The 17119-nt window shown below is 69.3% G+C and carries 14 protein-coding genes; 4 read left to right on the top strand and 10 right to left on the bottom strand.

What is annotated here, in order from left to right; translation table 11 throughout:
• Positions 1 to 25: 25 nt before the first annotated feature.
• A complete protein-coding gene (locus tag ADK54_RS12700) occupies positions 26 to 508 on the bottom strand; it encodes a flavodoxin family protein (protein WP_053725695.1) in 483 nt (160 codons plus the stop codon).
• A gap of 290 nt (positions 509 to 798) precedes the next feature.
• Here ADK54_RS12700 and phsA point away from each other — a divergent pair, with 290 nt between their 5' ends.
• Positions 799 to 2694: an O-aminophenol oxidase PhsA gene (phsA, locus tag ADK54_RS12695; RefSeq protein WP_053725694.1), complete on the top strand. Its 1896-nt coding sequence runs from the start codon at positions 799 to 801 to the stop codon at positions 2692 to 2694.
• 101 nt (positions 2695 to 2795) lie between these two features.
• Here the strand turns inward: phsA and ADK54_RS12690 are convergent, their stop codons facing one another.
• Positions 2796 to 4010 (bottom strand): M20 metallopeptidase family protein, encoded by a 1215-nt coding sequence (locus tag ADK54_RS12690; protein WP_053725693.1) that lies wholly within the window; start codon positions 4008 to 4010, stop codon positions 2796 to 2798.
• 244 nt (positions 4011 to 4254) lie between these two features.
• A complete protein-coding gene (locus ADK54_RS12685) occupies positions 4255 to 6792 on the bottom strand; it encodes a collagenase (protein WP_053725692.1) in 2538 nt (845 codons plus the stop codon).
• Positions 6793 to 7177: 385 nt separating this feature from the next.
• Between ADK54_RS12685 and ADK54_RS12680 the strand changes: the two genes are divergently transcribed.
• Positions 7178 to 7846: a hypothetical protein gene (locus ADK54_RS12680; RefSeq protein WP_053725691.1), complete on the top strand. Its 669-nt coding sequence runs from the start codon at positions 7178 to 7180 to the stop codon at positions 7844 to 7846.
• Positions 7847 to 8275: 429 nt separating this feature from the next.
• Here ADK54_RS12680 and ADK54_RS12675 read toward each other — a convergent pair whose 3' ends face one another.
• From ADK54_RS12675 to ADK54_RS12650, 6 genes are all read right to left on the bottom strand, one after another.
• Entirely contained in the window at positions 8276 to 8956 is a 681-nt protein-coding gene (locus ADK54_RS12675; protein ID WP_053725690.1) for a hypothetical protein, read from the bottom strand.
• 169 nt (positions 8957 to 9125) lie between these two features.
• Entirely contained in the window at positions 9126 to 11498 is a 2373-nt protein-coding gene (locus ADK54_RS12670; RefSeq protein ID WP_053725689.1) for a glycoside hydrolase domain-containing protein, read from the bottom strand.
• Positions 11499 to 11611: 113 nt separating this feature from the next.
• Entirely contained in the window at positions 11612 to 12127 is a 516-nt protein-coding gene (locus ADK54_RS12665; protein ID WP_053725688.1) for an RICIN domain-containing protein, read from the bottom strand.
• Positions 12128 to 12476: 349 nt separating this feature from the next.
• Complete coding sequence (locus ADK54_RS12660; protein WP_078966332.1) at positions 12477 to 12977, bottom strand: RICIN domain-containing protein; 501 nt, start codon at positions 12975 to 12977, stop codon at positions 12477 to 12479.
• Positions 12978 to 13555: 578 nt separating this feature from the next.
• Positions 13556 to 14293 (bottom strand): SAM-dependent methyltransferase, encoded by a 738-nt coding sequence (locus tag ADK54_RS12655; RefSeq protein ID WP_053725686.1) that lies wholly within the window; start codon positions 14291 to 14293, stop codon positions 13556 to 13558.
• 71 nt (positions 14294 to 14364) lie between these two features.
• A complete protein-coding gene (locus ADK54_RS12650) occupies positions 14365 to 14835 on the bottom strand; it encodes a MarR family winged helix-turn-helix transcriptional regulator (protein WP_053725685.1) in 471 nt (156 codons plus the stop codon).
• A 42-nt stretch (positions 14836 to 14877) separates the two neighbouring features.
• Between ADK54_RS12650 and ADK54_RS12645 the strand changes: the two genes are divergently transcribed.
• Positions 14878 to 15801: an alpha/beta hydrolase gene (locus tag ADK54_RS12645; RefSeq protein WP_053725684.1), complete on the top strand. Its 924-nt coding sequence runs from the start codon at positions 14878 to 14880 to the stop codon at positions 15799 to 15801.
• Between the two features lie 144 nt (positions 15802 to 15945).
• Positions 15946 to 16692 carry a class I SAM-dependent methyltransferase gene (locus tag ADK54_RS12640; RefSeq protein WP_053725683.1) on the top strand — a complete coding sequence of 249 codons (747 nt, stop codon included), beginning with the start codon at positions 15946 to 15948 and terminating at the stop codon, positions 16690 to 16692.
• On the opposite strand, the gene ADK54_RS12635 is transcribed toward ADK54_RS12640, so the two are convergent.
• Positions 16647 to 16961 carry a GNAT family N-acetyltransferase gene (locus ADK54_RS12635; protein WP_053725682.1) on the bottom strand — a complete coding sequence of 105 codons (315 nt, stop codon included), beginning with the start codon at positions 16959 to 16961 and terminating at the stop codon, positions 16647 to 16649. The two genes, ADK54_RS12640 and ADK54_RS12635, sit on opposite strands and share 46 nt — an antisense overlap.
• Positions 16962 to 17119 lie beyond the last annotated feature (158 nt).

Raw genomic sequence — 17119 nt, 5'->3', positions numbered from 1 at the left:
GGCCGACGATCGCGTGGTGGCCCGGTCAGGCCGGCCGGGACGGGGTGTGGATCCTCGCTCGCAGGCCCTCGGCGAACGCCCGCGCCGCCTCCAGGTCGGCGGCGTTGGGGTGTTGCTTCCTGATGCCGCCGATCGGCTTGAAGGGAAGCCAGGTGTCCAACGCGCGGCACGAGAAGGCGTCGATCGCCTCGAAACCCTTCTGCTGGAGAAGCTGTAGCAGAGGGCGGGTGTAGGGCCGGAACGGTGCTTCTGGAAGTCCGCTGGTGGCGAATACGAATGCCTTGCCCCGATCTTCCTTCGGGAGGGACCGGACGAACTCGCGCAGTCGTGGATGGAAGGCCATGGAGAAGATCCCCGAGCCGAATCCCACGAGGTCGCAGGCGGAGAGTTCCGCCAGATCGACCTGTTCGGGGGTGACGACAGGGGCCTCCAGGACGTGGCCCATGGCGTCGGCGATCCTCTTGGTGTTGCCGTGCGACACGGAGACACACACGATCATGGCCTTCATGGCGATGCTCCTTTCACTTCCACGATTCCCGCCCATGGGACACGGCCCGACCCGAGACCGTGACACCGCACGACTGTGACCCCCATCACCTTCGTCCGGGTCGAACGCCCGGAGTCGACGCCGCACGACTTCGCGGGCTTTTAGTGCGGAATGAGGGATTCAGTGAACTTTTGTGGCGCGCCGGACGTCTAGTGATGTGGGTGGCCGTTGACCTGGCCGCCTGATGGGGGTCACCGCGCGCATTGACCTGCGCGACGGTGCACGAGACGAGAACACGGGGGTGTTCCATCTTGACCGACATCATCGAACGCATCGCGGACCGGCTGACCGGCGAGGCGTCACCGACCCCGAAGGACGGTGAACTGAGGCCGTACATCGCGCAGTTGCCCGTCCCACCGGTGCTGCGCCCGGCCTCCGGTGACGTACGCGAGGAAACAGAGATCGCCGTACGGCCGACGTGGGTGAGGCTGCATCCGCAGCTGCCGCCCACTCTGATGTGGGGGTACGGGGGGCACGTGCCGGGACCCACCATTGAGGTGCGGCGCGGACAGAGGGTGCGCATCGCGTGGACCAACCGCGTCCCGAAAGGCAGCGAATATCCCGTCACCGCCGTCGAGGTTCCGTTGGCCGCGCCCTCGCCGTCCACCGAGCCGGGGCGCGGCGGTGCGGAGCCCAACAAGGGCGTCGTGGCGCTGCCGGCCTGGACGGTGACGCACCTGCACGGCGCCCGTACCGGTGGCGGCAACGACGGCTGGGCGGACAATGCCGTGGGGTACGGCGATGCCCAGCTCTCGGAGTACCCGAACGACCATCGGGCGGTGCAGTGGTGGTACCACGACCACGCGATGAACATCACCCGGTGGAACGTCCACACGGGTCTGTACGGCACGTACCTGGTGAGGGACGACGAGGAGGACGCACTTCAACTTCCGTCCGGTGAGCGGGAGATACCGCTCCTGCTCGCCGACCGCAATCTGGACACGGACGACGACGGCCGGCTCACCGGCCGCCTGCTGCACAAGACGGTCGTCGTCGACCCGAAGAACGCCGAGACGGGCAAGCCGGTGACGCTGCCCTTCACGGGTCCGTACACGACGGTCAACGGCCGCATCTGGCCGTACGCCGACGTGGACCCCGCCTGGTACCGCTTCCGGCTGGTCAACGCGTCCAATGCCCGGATCTACGAACTGGTGCTGGTCGATGAGGACGACCGGCCGGTCCCGGGCGTGCTCCACCAGATCGGCAGCGACGGGGGGCTCATGCCGAGCCCCGTGTCCGTCGACTTCGGCCACGACCTGCCCACGCTCACCATTGCCCCGGCCGAGAGGATGGACCTCCTCATCGACTTCCGGGCGCTGGCGGGCCGGACCGTCCGCTTCGTCAACAAGGGGCCGAACGCGGCACCGGGCGTGCCCGACGTGGCGGGCGGCGTGCGCTATCCGCAGGTCATGGAGTTCCGCGTCGGCACGTGCGAGGACCCGGGGGAGCCGGGCGAGGGCGACGGTTTCGAGCTGCCGAGCGTCCTGTCCGGTTCGTTCCGCAGGATCACGCACGACGTCGAGCACGGCCACCGCCTCGTCGTGCTGACCCCGCCCGGCACGAAGGGCGGCGGCGGGCACCCCGAGATCTGGGAGATGGCCGAGGTCCAGGACACCGGGGACCTGCGGCTGCCGGCCGACGGCGTCGTCCAGGTGCGCGGCGCGGACGGCGCGACCAAGACGTACCGCCGCATCGCGCGCACCTTCAACGACGGCCTGGGCTTCACGATCGCCGAGGGCGCCTACGAGCAGTGGAGCTTCCTCAACCTCGCGGTGAACCCGCCCGTCACGCACCCGATGCACATCCACCTGGCCGATTTCCAGCTGCTCGGCCGCGATCCGTACGACGTGTCGGGGTTCGACCCGACGGTGGGCGGTACGCGCACTCCCGTGGCGTTCGACCCGCAGCGGCAGATACCTCTCGCGCCGAATGAGCGTGGCTACAAGGACGTGTTCCGGGTGCCCGGTGGTCAGGTTCTGCGCGTGATGGGCCGGTTCGAGGGGGCGTACGGGCGGTTCATGTACCACTGCCATCTGCTGGAACACGAGGACATGGGCATGATGCGGCCGTTCGTCGTCATGCCCAAGGAGGCGATGGCGTTCGACCACGGAGCCGGACACGGCGGCCACGAGGGGCACACCGGCTGAACGGGGGCAACGCGCTTCTCCACCAGCACGGTGGAGACCTGCCTGCCCGAGCGCACTCCAACAGAAGCCTCCCCGGCCCCTGTTGGGGTGCGCGTCGCCGATCAGGCTCCGCGCTCCGTGGTTCGCTCCGCGAGCCAGCCGGTCATCGCCCGTACGCCGACGCCGATGGCGCGCTCGTCCGGGGCGAAGTCGGGGTAGTGCGGGTAGGCCGTTGTGATGGGTGCGCCGGGGGCACGGACGCCGAGGAAGGTGAACGTGCCCGGGACACGGTCCAAGTAGAGGGCGAAGTCCTCGCCGCTGAAGGGAGGGAAGGCGGCATGGAGCACGGTGACCGCGTCCCGGCCCCGTGTGCGGCGCAGGTGGTGGGCGAGCACGCGGGCGTCGCGTTCTGGGCAGACCATGGCGGGGAACGGGTCGGCGGGGAAGCTCACCCCGGCCCCCGGGTGTGAGGAGGCCAGGCGGCGGATGTCCTGGCGTACCTCCGTGTACCGCTCCTGCGGCCAGCAGCGGTAGGACACGCTCACCTTGGCCTCCTGCGCCCTGGCCCGGACGGTCACGAACCGTGCCAGCGGTCCGTCGGGTGTCTGGGCGTCGGCGATGAGCCGCTCGATGTCCGCGGGCGTCTGTGGCGGTGTCACGGTCGAGAGCGCGCCGATCTCGGCAGCCATCCGCCGCGCCGTATCGGGCGCGTCCGGTCCGGAGAGAGTCACCTCCGCCTTGTCCAGGCCCGGCAGCCCGAAGCCCGGGGCCATGGCGAACTGGCCGACAGGGAACGGCCCGCAGTGCAGCGCGTGGATCTCCTCGACGCGGGTGCGCTCCAGCACGCCCGCGTCGATCATCGCTCGCGCCCCGGACAGGCTCTCCTCGGCAGGCTGGAAGACGAACACCACCGTTCCGCCCAGTTGCCGGCGCAGCCGCGCCAGGACCTGCGCGACGCCGACCGCCACGGTGGTGTGGATGTCGTGCCCGCAGACGTGGGCCGCCGCCGCGCCGCCCCCAACGATGTCCTGGGGCGGCACGGCGTCCATGTCCGCGCGATACGCGACGGTCCGGCCCGGACGCGAGCCCCGCAGTACGCCGACAACGCCGTTGCCGCCCACTCCGGTGGTGACCTCCAGGCCGGCCGCTCGCAGCTCTCGGGCCACCACACCGGCGGTGCGCCGCTCCTGACCCGGCAGCTCGGGGTGCTGGTGGATGTCCCGCCGCAGAGCGACCAGCCCGCGCTCCAGGCGAGCCACCTCGGCGTCCACCGATCCCTGCGCCACCGGCCCCGTCCGCCCATGGGCGACGGCCCTCCCGGCAGTACCCCACACCATTGCGGCACTTGCTGCCGCTGCGCCGGCCAGCACCGTACGGCGCGCGAGAGCGTGCTTCACGGGATGCTTCACTGTTCCCCCTTCGTGCGGAATCGCTGTCACGACACGATCGCCGCACGCAGACCCCGCTGCCCATCCGGCTGACCACCACGCAGGGGTGGGGACAGCCCCACCGGCTCCTGGACGCGGCTCGGTGCCGGCCCGTTTCCGCGGACCGGCACCGAGCGGGATCAGTAGGCCGGGATCAGTAGGCCGTCGTGACCGTTACCCCGCTGAACGCGGTCTTCGCGTACAGGCTGAGGTACCGGTATCCGGCGGTCTTGTTGGTGACGGTGATGCTCTCGGTGTTGCCGGCCTTGATCGAACGGGCCGTGTAGGACGTGTTGGTCGCCCAGTTGCTCGGGTTGTAGTAGAGGTCGGCGTTGCCGGTGCCGCCGGTGGTGGTGATGTGCAGGGTCACCGTTCCGGCCGGCAGGTACAGGAACATGTAGTCCAGGTTGCCCGCCGTGGCCGCGCGGCCGGAGCGGGAGCAGTTCCGGTCCATGACCCGGGGGTCGGCGTTCGTGCAGGTGGGCAGGGCGCCGGTCACCGCGACGGACTTGGTGGTGGTGTTGGTCAGGCCCTTCGCGTCCGTGACCTTCAGGGTGATCGTGTAGGTGCCGGGGGCCTTGTAGGTCTTCGACGGGTTGGTGGCCGTGGAGGTCGTACCGTCGCCGAAGTCCCACGCGCGGGCGGTGATGGTGCTGCCGGCGTCGGTCGACTTGTCGGTCAGGTTCACCGACAGGCCCGAGACGGTGGCGTCGAAGGCCGCGACCGGGCCGCTGGTCGTGGCACCGCAGGCGCCGGCGGCGCAGGCGTCGAGCCAGGTGTTGAAGTCGGCGTCGTAGCGGGTGCCGATGCCGGTGTTGTAGACCGCGTACGCGCCGGTGTAGTCGCCGGAGCGGAACTTGGCCAGCATGTTCTGGACGTCCGCCGGGTGCTTCTCGACCATGTAGCGGGTGGCGAGGTAGCCCCACGGATAGGTGCGGGTCTGGTCGGAGTTGGAGTACGAGCTCTGCCACAACGTGCTCAGCGGGTAGGTGTGCTGGGCGGCGTCGGAGATCGCCTCGGTGTCGGGCAGGCCGCGGTAGCTGTACGAGACGTACTCGGCGAAGCCCTCGATCCACCAGATGTCCGGGACGACCTGCCCGGCGTTGAAGTCACCGGCCATGTCGTAGCGGCCGTCGAGGTAGTGCGTGTACTCGTGGTTCAGGTTCCAGATGTCGGCGGGGAAGCCGTCGTTGACGCTCTTCACGTAGGAGAGGAAGCGGGCCTGGTTGGCCGGGTCGGAGGGGTTGCCCTCCAGGTACTCGCCGCCGTTGTTGGTGCTGTTGCCGAAGATCCAGCCGGAGTACGTCTGGTAGTCCTTCGGGCTGGCGAACGTCACGATCTGGATGTTGGTGTTGTGGTCGTCGGCCACCGGGCCGTTGTCCTTGACGATGCCGTGGAAGTACGCGTCCTGGCCCTGAAGGCTCTTGCACGCCTCGGCGAGGGCCGCGCTGGTCAGGGACTGGGCGCGGAAGGTGTGGCCGGCGTCGCAGTTGTACGTGATCGGCAGCGCGGCGCTGGTGAGCTGGCCGATAAAGTCGCAGGTGCCGTAGTACGAGCACTGGGCCTTGTCGTTGGCGTCGGTCATCGCGGCGACCCCGACCCACAGCGGCGCGGTCGAGCCCGTGATGGCGGACGCGCCGAGCAGGCCCTTGACCAGCGGACGCACCTTGGCCTGGAGCGCGGGGGTGTCGAGGAAGCGGGCCATCTCCGTACCCGCGTTGGAATCCAGGTAGAACCACGTGTCGTTGAGCTTGGCGAGGTGGCTCAGCGTGAACGTGCTCAGTGTGTCGATGATGCTCGGGTCGGCGGTCACCGCCGAGATGTACGCGGGGTTCCAGTGGCCGCGGAAGAGCGGGGTGAACACGTCGTTGACGGCGGTGTCCATGCTCCAGTACGCGTCGTAGGAGCTGTTGTAGGCGTTGAGCACCTTCTTGTACGTATTCAGGTAGCGGGCCTGCTCGTTGGCGCTGTCGGTGAGGATCAGGACCTCGCCCATGATGTCGCCGTTGGCCGCGCTGACGTCCATGAAGTGCGAGGACGCGGTGAAGGTGTCCAGGGCGGCCTCACTGGCGGTGGCCAGGGTCGGGCCGTAGGGGCCGACGTCGGAGGCGTTGTTGGACTGCACGTAGTACCCGGCACGCAGGAACAGCACGAGCTGCCACACGTTGGTGGAGTTGTCACCCGGGTAGGTGCGCGCCGTGTTCTGCAGGGCGCCCGCGATGGTGACCATCTGCGCCTCGCGGAACGCGTTGTAGGCGTTGGTCCCGGTGAGGCTGAACAGCGTGTTGACGCAGTCGGTGGTCGACGCCTGGACGAACGCGACCAGGTCGGACCCGGTCCGGCTGCCGAAGTCGCCCGGGGTGCAGGACGCCGCGGCGGCGCCCTTGGCCGCGTTGCTCTTCGACTTCTGCGGGGTCGGCGAGGTCAACGGCCTGTTCGGAGGAAGGTGAGCGGCGTCGATCGGGCTGCGGCGGGCGTCGGAACGGTCGGACATGGCGGCCGTCGAGCCGACGGGCGGCGGCGCGGCCTGGGCCTTGCCGTTCTTGGCGGACGGGGTGGCCGCCCCCGGGTGGCCGTCCGCGGCTGCGGCCCGGCCTGGTTGGGCGAGCATGGCGATGCCGAGACAGAGCGCGAGGGCAAGTATCAGGAAGCCGGTGAGACTTCGTCTCTGGCTGTCCGGTCGGGTGTTCACGTGCCGCCTCCCAGCGGTGTGGCCGCGCTCCGGCGCGCGGCGGGTGGGGGTACCGCGGGCCTGGCCCGCCCGGCTGCCCCGACCTCGGGGCGCGACGGAGCGGACCCGGGTGACCCGCGGGTCGTGCTGATCAATTGGCATGAACGCGGCTTGGTTCATTGGTTCTGCGGTCTGTAAAATTGCATATGTCACATGGCTTGGGAAGGGAGTGCGGGTAAACCGGAGGCAATTCCTGGGGGACGGAGGCGACTTGACGGTCCTTCTGGGCCGCGTGGACATCGCCCGAGCACGAGCAGGCGGCAACTCGGGTTCTGGGCTCCGGCTTGACCTCAACCGCGCTTGACGTTCCATGCTCCTTGGCACAGGGCGACGACAGGAGTTTCGTGTGACAACGCATCAGCTGCCGGATCTGGCCCGGCTCGACGCCGGGACCACGCTGATCAGCGAGTGGATCGTGGACACGCCGGACCGGCAGGACCGGGCGGGCCGCGCGCTGCTTGGGGAGTGGGGCGAGCTCTCGGTCAGGGTCCGACCCAAGGCTTTCCTGCAGCTCAGCTGCTTCGCGAGCGCGGACGGGCGTGTGCTGCTCAGCGTCGCGCAGTGGACCAGCGACGAGGCCCACCTCGCCTTCGTCCGCGAGCACCGGGCTGACATGGTCGGCCGCATCGACCGTGAGGTCCCGGGGATCAGGCGCCCCGGGCTGGTCCGCTACCGGTTGGCGCACACCGTCGTACCTGACGGCACCGGCGACGACACGACCGACATGATCGTCGTCGCGCGCGCCGGGAGTGAGTCGGCGTCCCATGCCGAGCGATGGGCCGAGGCCACCGCCGACGGACTTCGGGCGGCTCCGCCCCTGGGCATGGGCGCCGCCCACGTCTTCGTGAGCGAGGACGGTGCCCACGGCCTGCTCTACACACCGGTGACCCAGGCGAACGGCGTTGTCGGTGCGCGGCCCTACCGGCTGCTCGGCGCCGTCGCCGGGCCGGGCGCCGGTGCGGATGGCGTGGGCTCAGCGGGGAGTGGGCGTTCTGACGGCGCGGGCAGCGCGTAGCCGACTCCGGACAGCGGTGCCGGCAACCTCCACGGGCGACCGGTCCCGGGGCGGCGGCCGTTGGGGCGAGCGGTAGCCGCGGCGGTGTGCGGTGTGGCTCACCCCCTGCCGCCCGGTCCGATGAACTCCCCGGTCGCGCCAGTCGCGACCTGAGGTCGGTCGTCTCGTACCGGCGCGGCAGGCGCGCCGCACTCCGGCCGCCCGAGTGAGCCGCGAGCCCGCGCTGAACTGCCTTGTCCTGTCAGCCGGATCCGGCGGATTGAGGAGGGGAGCGCGCTTCCGTTGGGCGGAGGTATGGCGGTCACCGAAATCGCGGCGCCTGCGGCAGGCCGCGCGGGGGCCCGGCGGGTGAGCGAGGGCGGACTCGTTGGCCGCTCAGGGGATCGGGGCCCGGCCCTCCGCCGACGGCCCGGGCCCGCCGCCTTCGCGTCAGCGCTGGCGAGCTGCCAGTGCCTTGGCCGCCTTCATCCGGGCCGGGGTCGTGGCCTCGATCGTGCCCGCGCCCTCGTCCGGCTTGATATCCCAGCCCCGCAGCTTCGCCGCGACCCGGCGCAGCGCCGGGTCACCCGGCTTCACGTCGATCTGGAAGTGCGACTCCTTGGCCGGCCTCAGGTCGCCGCCCCACTTCACGACGCCCTCCAGGTCGGCGAGGATGTCGCGGACCACTACGAGCTCGTGCGGGAAGAACCCGCCCTGCGCCCGCGCCGGATAGAGCAGCGGACGGATCGCGATCGCCGTACCCGAGAGGTAGTTGCTCTCGTACGGCGCCGCCACCGTGTGCGACGTGGCGTGGCCGGTGACCTCGCCCGGCGCGAGCGTGGCGATCTCGTAGTGGAAGCGGCGAACCACGTGCGTCAGCATGGTGGCCACATCGCCGTCTGCCGCGTCGAAGTGGACACCACCCGTGCCCTCGACACGGTGGGCCGGGGCCGAGTCGAGCACGCGCCACCCGTTGGCGCTGGTCCTGCCGCGCCACTGGGTGCCGGCCGCGGCGGCCACCGTTGTGGTCACCCCGCCGAGCGCGAGCGCCGCGCCTGCGGTGGCACCGAGGCCGGTCAGCAGAAAGCGGCGACGGTCGAGCCGTATCGCCGGCGTCATGACATCACGCATGAGTCAAATCCCCCTCCTTGGCCGCGGCCGGCCGACCCACGGCGGCCGCGTGCAACTGTTGTGATGTGCAAAAGCCCGCTGCGATCCCGCGCCCCGATCAGGGGCACAGGAACCGTGCGGCCTGCCAAGGCCGGTCCACGGCCCTGCGGCCGCACTCGCAACGGAGCGCCTACGCACCCTTGGCGTTGGTCTCCTGCAGGGCCCGGTCGTGGAGACCGTCCGCGAACCCCCGGCAGAAGTCGTTGAGGACGCTGTCCGAGAGCTGCGCAGGCAGCGTGGCGTTCTGCCCCGCGATGCCCCTGATGAGGCTCGTGCGGCCGGCCGCGATGACCGGGTCGTACTGCAGGAGCAGGATGGAACGGGCCATGGTGACTACGTAGTCGACGTTGCCGCCGAAGCGCTGCTCGAAGTAGTCACGGAAGCGGGTCAGCGCGCCGGCGTCACGCTCGCCCTGGCCGTAGTGTTCGCGCACGACGTCGAGGAACTGACCGCCTCGCTGCACGCGCCGGGCGATCAGATAGCCGTCCGCGTCCTCGATGAGGTCGTTGAATCCGAACGTCGAGGTCACTCCCAGCTTGGCGAACTTCGCGTCGCAGTAGGCGTGTCCGGACGGGTACGCCTTGATGTCGCGCTGCCACTCCGCGTACAGGGTGATGAGGTCGCCGCCCCACCCCGAGATGTCGCCCGCACCGACCTCGCGGATGTCACTCTCGTTCTGCGGTTTGACGTAGTGCCCGTTGGCGGTGGCCAGCAGATGCGGGGCACCGATCGAGTACCCGGTGACGAAGTCCTTGAAGTCCGGGAGTACGGACGCGCCGTGGCTGTCCGCGAACTTGATGAAGTCGGGGTCGGGATCGCCGATCAGCATGGCCCACTTGAAACCGCCGTAGTCCTTGTGGCGGCCGTACTCCATGGTGAGCCGGTTCGGGTCGCCGGCCCTGGTGGACGTGAACTGCATCGCCAGCGGGAAGACCGTCTCCAGGTTCTTGACGAACGCGTCGGCGGGGTCGACCACTTGGTGGATGGTGTTCTGGCCGGTGTCGCTGCCCGAGCGGTGCGCGTCGTTGTCGAGGTCGAACGCGTCGGACCCGGCCGTGAACTTGAACTCCTTGATCTGGTTGAACGCCCAGTTCGGCGGGAGCGGGAAGCCGAGGTTTCCGGAGAAGCCCCAGGACATGCCGGACACGAACGAATACCGGGCGCCGGTGTTCTTGCTGACCTGCGTGCACACGTTCCGGGAGCCGTAGACGCCGTGGAAGTAGCGCATGCCCTGGTTGGCGAGACCGGCCTGGACGCCCTGGAAGTACGGGACGATGTTGGACGCGATCTCGTCCGCGGTCGCGTCGTAGTCGACCGCGAAGTAGATGACCGTACCCCGGTTGAAGCCGTACTGTTCGGCGTGCGAGTGCGCGTTCAGGGCGTGGTTGAAGCCCTGCTCGAAGGTGAAGTCCACCAGGCGCCGGGCGTTGTCCTGGTAGATCGGGAACACGCTCAGACCGGCCGCGAAGATGTCCTCCAGCTCGCCGTCCTTGATGTTCTTGTCCAGCGTGCTGCCCGGAGGGTCGAACAGGTAGCGGCCCACATGGCGGTAGCCCGCCGCGTACAGGGCGTCCGCGCGGGGGCGGGTGATCCGGAAGCGGGTGTCGCACGCCTGGGCGGGGCGGTCCGGGTCACCGGTGGAGACCAGCAGCTGCGCCCAGGTGCGGTAGTCGCCCACGCCGCTGGGGCTGCCCAGCTCCGAGAACCCCTGGAACGCCCGTACCCACTCGGTGAGTTTGGCGTCGAAGGTGCTGCGGAACGTGGTCATGATGTTGGTGTCGGGCGTGACCACCGGCGAGTTGAACACGCACGCGGCGGAGAAGAGCTGGACGAAGATGCCCGAGTCACCCTCCTTCACCGCATGGTTCTTCAGACCCGCCTGGGTGCCGGGGCCGAAGGCTCCGGTGGCCTGGTCGTCGGGTATGCCGAGCTCGTACTGGATCGCCTTCATCAGCGACTTCTGCACGTCACGCGAGTAGACGCCGTCGGCGGGACCGATGAAGAACGACGACCGGTTGACGTAGCGGCTGTTGAGCCAGCGCTGCACCGCGCGGACCGTGTCGGTGCCGCCGGTGACCGAGACGTACGCGTCCATGCTCAGGAGCGCCTTGAAGATCTTGGGCTGCACCAGGCCGTTCGAAGCGTCGACACCGGCGTCGTTCTTGAGCGCCCTGACCGACTTGTCGGTGGCGGCGCCATACGATCCCGAACCGTCGCCGCCCCAGTAGCCCTTGCAGAACAGCGCGTGCTCGATGATTTTCTTGATGTTGACGTTCGACTCGTTCGGGCCGATGTCGCCGCGCTTCGCGAGCTCGGAAAGCGTGCCCGGGCCGAAGCTCGCGACGAGCGGGGCCATGGCCAGCTCCGCCTGGAGCGCCATCGTCAGCGAGAACATCGTCGACCAGCCGGTGCGCCCGTCCTCGGGGCATTTCGCATAGCCGGGGACATTCGCGTAAGTGGCGTTGACCCATTTCTGGGCAGCGAGGACCTTGTCGTCCGCCATGTTTCTCTTTCTGGTGAGCGGGGCTCGGGGGGGGCATGGGTGCGGGAATTCGACGCCGGGGAGAGCCATTTCGGCGCGGTTGCCCGTTCGGCCCGCCTGTCAGGGCGGCGCTGTCACCAGATGGGATACAGGCGGAAGCGCGAGTTGGGGCCGGTGTCGCTGCAGGGGAAGAGGCGCATGACGGCGCCCGGGGTCTGACCGCCGTACATGTTCACGCAGTTCGCCGAGGCCTTCATCGGCTGGAACTGCCAGTAATTGCCGAAGTCGGCGCCGACCGTGTTGAAGTTGCTGTCCACGCTGTCGCAGTTGTAGAGCTTGATGTAATCGCCCTGGGCTCCACCACCGCTCCAGTTGTTGAGGCAAAACTGCGGCCACGCGGCGCTCTGGACCTTGAAGTAGTGGGAGCCGGAGTCGAGGACGTTCCACTTCTGAGCGTTGCTGTCATTGCACGTCCACTGCTGGACAACCTGCCCGTTGTAGGGGTTGCTGTTCGGGATGTCCAGACAGAAGGCGTCCGCGATGTTGATCGAGATGTTGTAACGGGGGGCGGCCTGGGCCGGAGCGGCGGTCAGCACCGTCCCGAGGGTGGCTGCGGCGGCCGTGGCCAGGGCGGCAGTGCGTATGCGCATGAAGGATCCCGTGATGTGTCGGTGGCGGGGGAGTCCTGTCGGACCCGCCCCGCGGAATGAATTGCGAGAGTGGACATACCGCCTTGCGACGACGCGGGTCTTTGTCCACCGCGTCGGACGGCGTCACTGAGAAACGTAGCCGTCCCGTGAACCCCGAACTGCCGTCCCGAGGCCCCTAACGGGCCGTCCCACGGCCCGCTACTGCTGTCCCGCAGCCATGTCGGGACATCCCGGGACAGAGTTCGTCACGAAAGGTGGTGGCTCAGATGCCGCTCATGGGCCCGAACCCACTGGTTCGCACACCCTGTTGAAGCCGGGGTCGAATGGCTCGTCGTGTGGTGTGCAGGGTTCAGGCGAAGTTCTCGCCGGGGGCGTCGGTGCAGGGGTAGAGGCGGATTTCGTTGCCCTGGCCGGTTCCGCTCCAGGCGTCGAGGCAGTTCGTGGCGGCGCTGCGGGGCTGCATCTGGGTGCCGTTGCCCCTGTGGACCCAGTTGAAGGAGCCGTCGCCGGTGTTGGCGCAGTTGTAGAGCTTGATGTGGTTGCCGGTCTTGTCTCCGCCTTCCCAGTTGTTGATGCAGAGGTTGGTGTCGAGGGAGCTCTGGACGAGGAAGTGGGTGGAGTCGACGTGAACGAAGTTCCACCGCTGGGCGTCGCTGCCATTGCAACCCCACTGTTGGATCTGGGCACCGATCACGGCGTGGCCGCCGGGGATGTCGAGGCAGAGGTTGTCCTGGAGCTTGATCGGGACGCCGCCGTCGCTGGGGAGGGCGCTGGCCGGGCTGGCGGTGAGGCCGGTGGCCATGAGGCCGGTGGCGGCGACGGCGACGGCGGCCATACGGCGCTTGAGCATGGGGGTGTTCCCCCGGGTGGGTCGGGCCATTCCGTCGCGAAGCGCCGACGTCATGTTCAGCCTCATCTTGTTCTCCCAGTGATCAGTGACACGGCCTGTGTTGCGCGCCGGCCGTTGACGCAGTTCAAACGTAGGTACTCGGTACGACCTTGAAGTCTGGTCAGCGCTGTCCCGGGACAACGGGAAGGCCGTCTCACGCCGCTGACCAGGGCATTGGGATGCGGACTCACACTGAACCCGGGACATCCCAGGCGTTTGCCGGCCGAGGCCCGGCACCGAGTGACGGGGCGAGCGGCGGTGACGGCCCGTCCCCGGCTGGCGACGGGGGCTGTGACGTACCGCTGCCCTGGGATGAGGCGAGGGCTGGGTGGCCGACGGCGAAAGAGAGGGCGTGGCGAGTCCCCCCGGCTCCGGCTGCGCCCGCTGTTCGGCAACGCTCTCCGCGAACCGCTTTGCCGACCGGGTCAGTTGAAGTGGAGCCGCCCGCCCCAAGCGCGGCCCAAGCCGCCACGCCAGACGGCCAGTTCACGATCGACGAGACTCCGCATCGTCGCGCCGAGGCGCCCGTTCGGGGTGCTTCACCCGGACGTCGGCCGCAGGATCAGGCATACGAAGCCGAAGACGTCCCGGTACACGTTCAGCCATTCGTCGCGGTGGGTGGTGGCTGCCGCCAGGGCCTGCGGGCTGTCGGGGTCGTCCGGGTGGTCCAGGGCCCATGAGGCCAGGGATCCCGTCCATGCCCATTCGTAGGCGTCGAGCTCCTGACGTGTGCTGATGTGTGCCTGGACGGGGGTCCAGCCATCAGCGACGACGTGGTCCAGGGTGGTCGGCAGGTCGCTGAGGTCGCCCAGCATTTCGGCGGCCTCGGGGGAGGGTTCGCGCAGCCAGAATCCCTCGCCGACCAGGACGCGCCCGCCGGGAGCCAGATGCTTGCGCGCCGCCGCGAGGGTGGGGAGCAGGCCGCCGAAGGCATGCGTGGCCCCGACGCTGAGCACCAGGTCGAAGGCGTGTGGGGCGGTGAACTGCGCGGCATCGGCCTGGTGGAGGACGAGTCGCCGTTGGACGCCGGCGAGCTGCGCGGCCTCGCGGGCGTGGGTCAGCGAGCTCTCGGAGACGTCCACTCCTTCGGCCCGTAGGCGCGGGTGCGCGGTGAGGGCGCGCAGGAGCCACTCCCCGCCGCCGCAGCCGAGGTCGAGTACGCGGGCGTCGGCGCGCGGGACACCGCGTTCCAGCAGCCGACGTACCGAGTCGTCGTCGAGCGGGGCCGCGATCGGATGGTCCGCGTGGGCATGCCGGGAGATCTGGTCACGATTCATTGGGGGAGCCTGGCAGGGGGCGGAGGGGGTACGCACCCCTTTTGTTCCCGGGAGTTGGATTGCGGGTCCTCTCAGCCCGCGGGCATGCCGATCTGGTCGCGTTCCAGTACGGAACGGAGCTCCGAGAGGGGCTGCGCCATGGCCGTCAGGCGGGTTCCTTCGAGAGTGCCGCCGATCAGCTCGGCCAGCCGCTCGGTGAAGGTGCGGTCGGCCGCGTCGACCAGTTCCAGGCCCTCATCGGTCAGCGCCAGCAGCGATGACCGGCGATCCGATGGATTGCGTTGCCGGACGACCCAGCCCTGCTTCTCCAGGCGGTCGACACCCTTGCTGGTCGCCCCGATCCCGACCGCGAACTCGGTGGCGAGGTCCGCCACCCGGGACCCGGGGTGGTCACGGAGATGGCGCAGGAACTCGAACTGGGACGTGACGATGCCGTGCCGCTCGCGAAGGCGGTCGTTGAGGGCGTTGTACAGACGCGTCTCGCAACGGACGAGGTCGGAGAAGAAGCCCGGGAGATCGGCAGGGCTCGATTTGTATGCCACGGCATATAGTGTAGCGGCAGCTACTTACGATGGAGGCCTGGGATGAGCAGGGAACAGCGCACGATGATCGACGCCATGCTGCGGCAGCCCCGACCCGAGGGTCCTCAACCGGTTGAGGCGATGCGAGCGGGGTTCAGGGCGATGATGGCCACGATGATCGTCCCGGACGGAATCCGCACCACGGCCACGACGCTCGCCGCACGCCCCGCACTGCTCGTCGAACCGGTCGAGGGCGCACGCGCCGGGACGATCCTGTACTTCCACGGCGGCGGCTTCGTGTTCGGTTCACCCGAGACCGCACTGTCGCTGACGGGCAACCTCGTGACCAAGACCGGGGCCAGGGCCTACTCGTTGGACTACCGGCTCGCCCCCGAGCACCCGTTCCCGGCCGCGATCGAAGACACGCTGAGCGCGTACCGCGCGTTGCTCGACGGCGGCGAAGATCCTTCCGGCATCGTGTTCGCCGGTGACTCCGCCGGCGGTGGGCTCGCCGTCACCACCTGCCTTGCCGCCCGCGCCGCGAACCTCCCCCTGCCTGCGGCGATCGTCGCGTTCTCGCCCGGCCTCGACGCCACCCGGACGGGCGCGAGCATGGACACCAAAGCAGGCATCGACCCGTTCTTCACCCGCGAATCGCTGGGGCGCACCGGAGCCATGTACCTCGCGGGGCAGGACCCGGAACACCCCATGCTCAGCCCGGCCATCCGGGCCGACCTGAGCGGTTTCCCGCCGATGCTCCTCCAGGTGGGCACCAACGAAGTGCTCCTGGACGACTCCACGCGCATGGCCGCGCGCGCGAGGGCCGCCGGAGTGGACGTGGTCCTCGACATCACCGCCGACGTACCCCACGTGTTCCAGTCGTTCGCCGGCGTCCTCGACGAAGCCGACGAGGCATTGGATCGCGCGGCCCTCTTCCTCACCCAGCACATCCGCACGCCGGACGTTGCGAGTATGTCCGCGGGGTGAGGCCGGCCGACGGCCCCGCGTTCGTGTGACCACCGTCCCCACAGCGTGATCTTTCGTAGCTTCTGCCAGTACGGGCCTGCCGCCGAGTGTGGAGAGACTGCCGGTGTCCGGGACAGGACACCGCAAAAACGGGAGGAGTGCTCGATGAGCGCGCAGGAGACGTACGACGAGATCGGCGAGGCGTTCGAGGGGTTCAAGGCCCTGCCGCTGGCCCAGTACGTGGAAGCGCCCAGCTTCCTCGGCTTGGTCGGGGACGTCACCGGCAAGAAGGTGATCGACCTGGCCTGCGGCACCGGCTTCTACAGCCGTGAGTTGAAGCGGCGCGGCGCGGCGGACGTGTTCGGCATCGACATCTCCGGCGAGATGATCGCCGCCGCGACGGGCATCGAGCAGGCCGACCCACTGGGCGTGCGCTACCAGGTCGGCGACGTGGCCGACCTGTCACTGGCGGAGGAACGCTTCGACGTGGCCACCGCGGTGATGCTGCTCAACTACGCCGAAACCGTCCCCGAGTTCGAGCACCTGTGTCGCAAGGTGCACCAGAGCCTGAAGAGCGGAGGCGAGTTCTTCATGCTCCACCAGACGCCGGACTACGACTTCTCCGGGCCGTCGCCGCGCCCGTACGGGTTCCTCACCGAGCTGACGGGTGAAGAGTCCGGCACCGGGCCCCGGGTGAAGGTCACCGCACTGCTGGAGGGTGCGCCGATCTCGTTCACATCCGGCCTGGCGCGCCGCGAGGTGTTCGAAACGTGCCTGGCCAAGGCCGGGTTCAGCGAGATCACGTGGGTGCCGACCGAGGTGTCGCCCGCCGGGATCGCCGCGTACGGCGCCGACTTCTGGGCGGACTACCGGGCCAACCCGTCCTTCGAGATGCTGCGCTGCCGCGCCTGACGGCTGACCGGACGTCCTGGTGGCCCGGCAGGTGCCCGCCGGTAGCGGAGTTCGGTGACGGGGACTCCGTCGTAGTCCTCCTGCTCCTCGGCGCCGTCCGGGGCGTACCCGGCGAGTTCGTAGAAGCGGCGGGCACGGGCGTTGTCCCGCAGGACCCACAGATCGACGGCGGCCCGGGGATCAACGGCCTCGTGGACGGCGGCTAGGAGAGCCCGCCCCACTCCGATGTGCCAGCCCCCGCACCCGTATCTCGGCCACCGCCGGGACATCCGCGTCGTCCATGACCCTCACTCGCACCATGCGCCACACGGTACGGGGCCGGGATCGGTGGGGGACTCAACGGGCCCCGGGGGTGGCTGCGGTGCTGCGTTGCGGAGGTTGCCCGGCGAAGGGCCTCCCTCCCGGCACCCGCACCAACTGGGCGTTC

The organism is Streptomyces sp. WM6378 (genome assembly GCF_001279695.1).
In the GTDB taxonomy this organism is placed as follows: domain Bacteria; phylum Actinomycetota; class Actinomycetes; order Streptomycetales; family Streptomycetaceae; genus Streptomyces.
The sequence above is the reverse complement of the archived record's forward strand: the minus strand, read 5'-3'. Positions and strand labels throughout refer to the sequence as shown.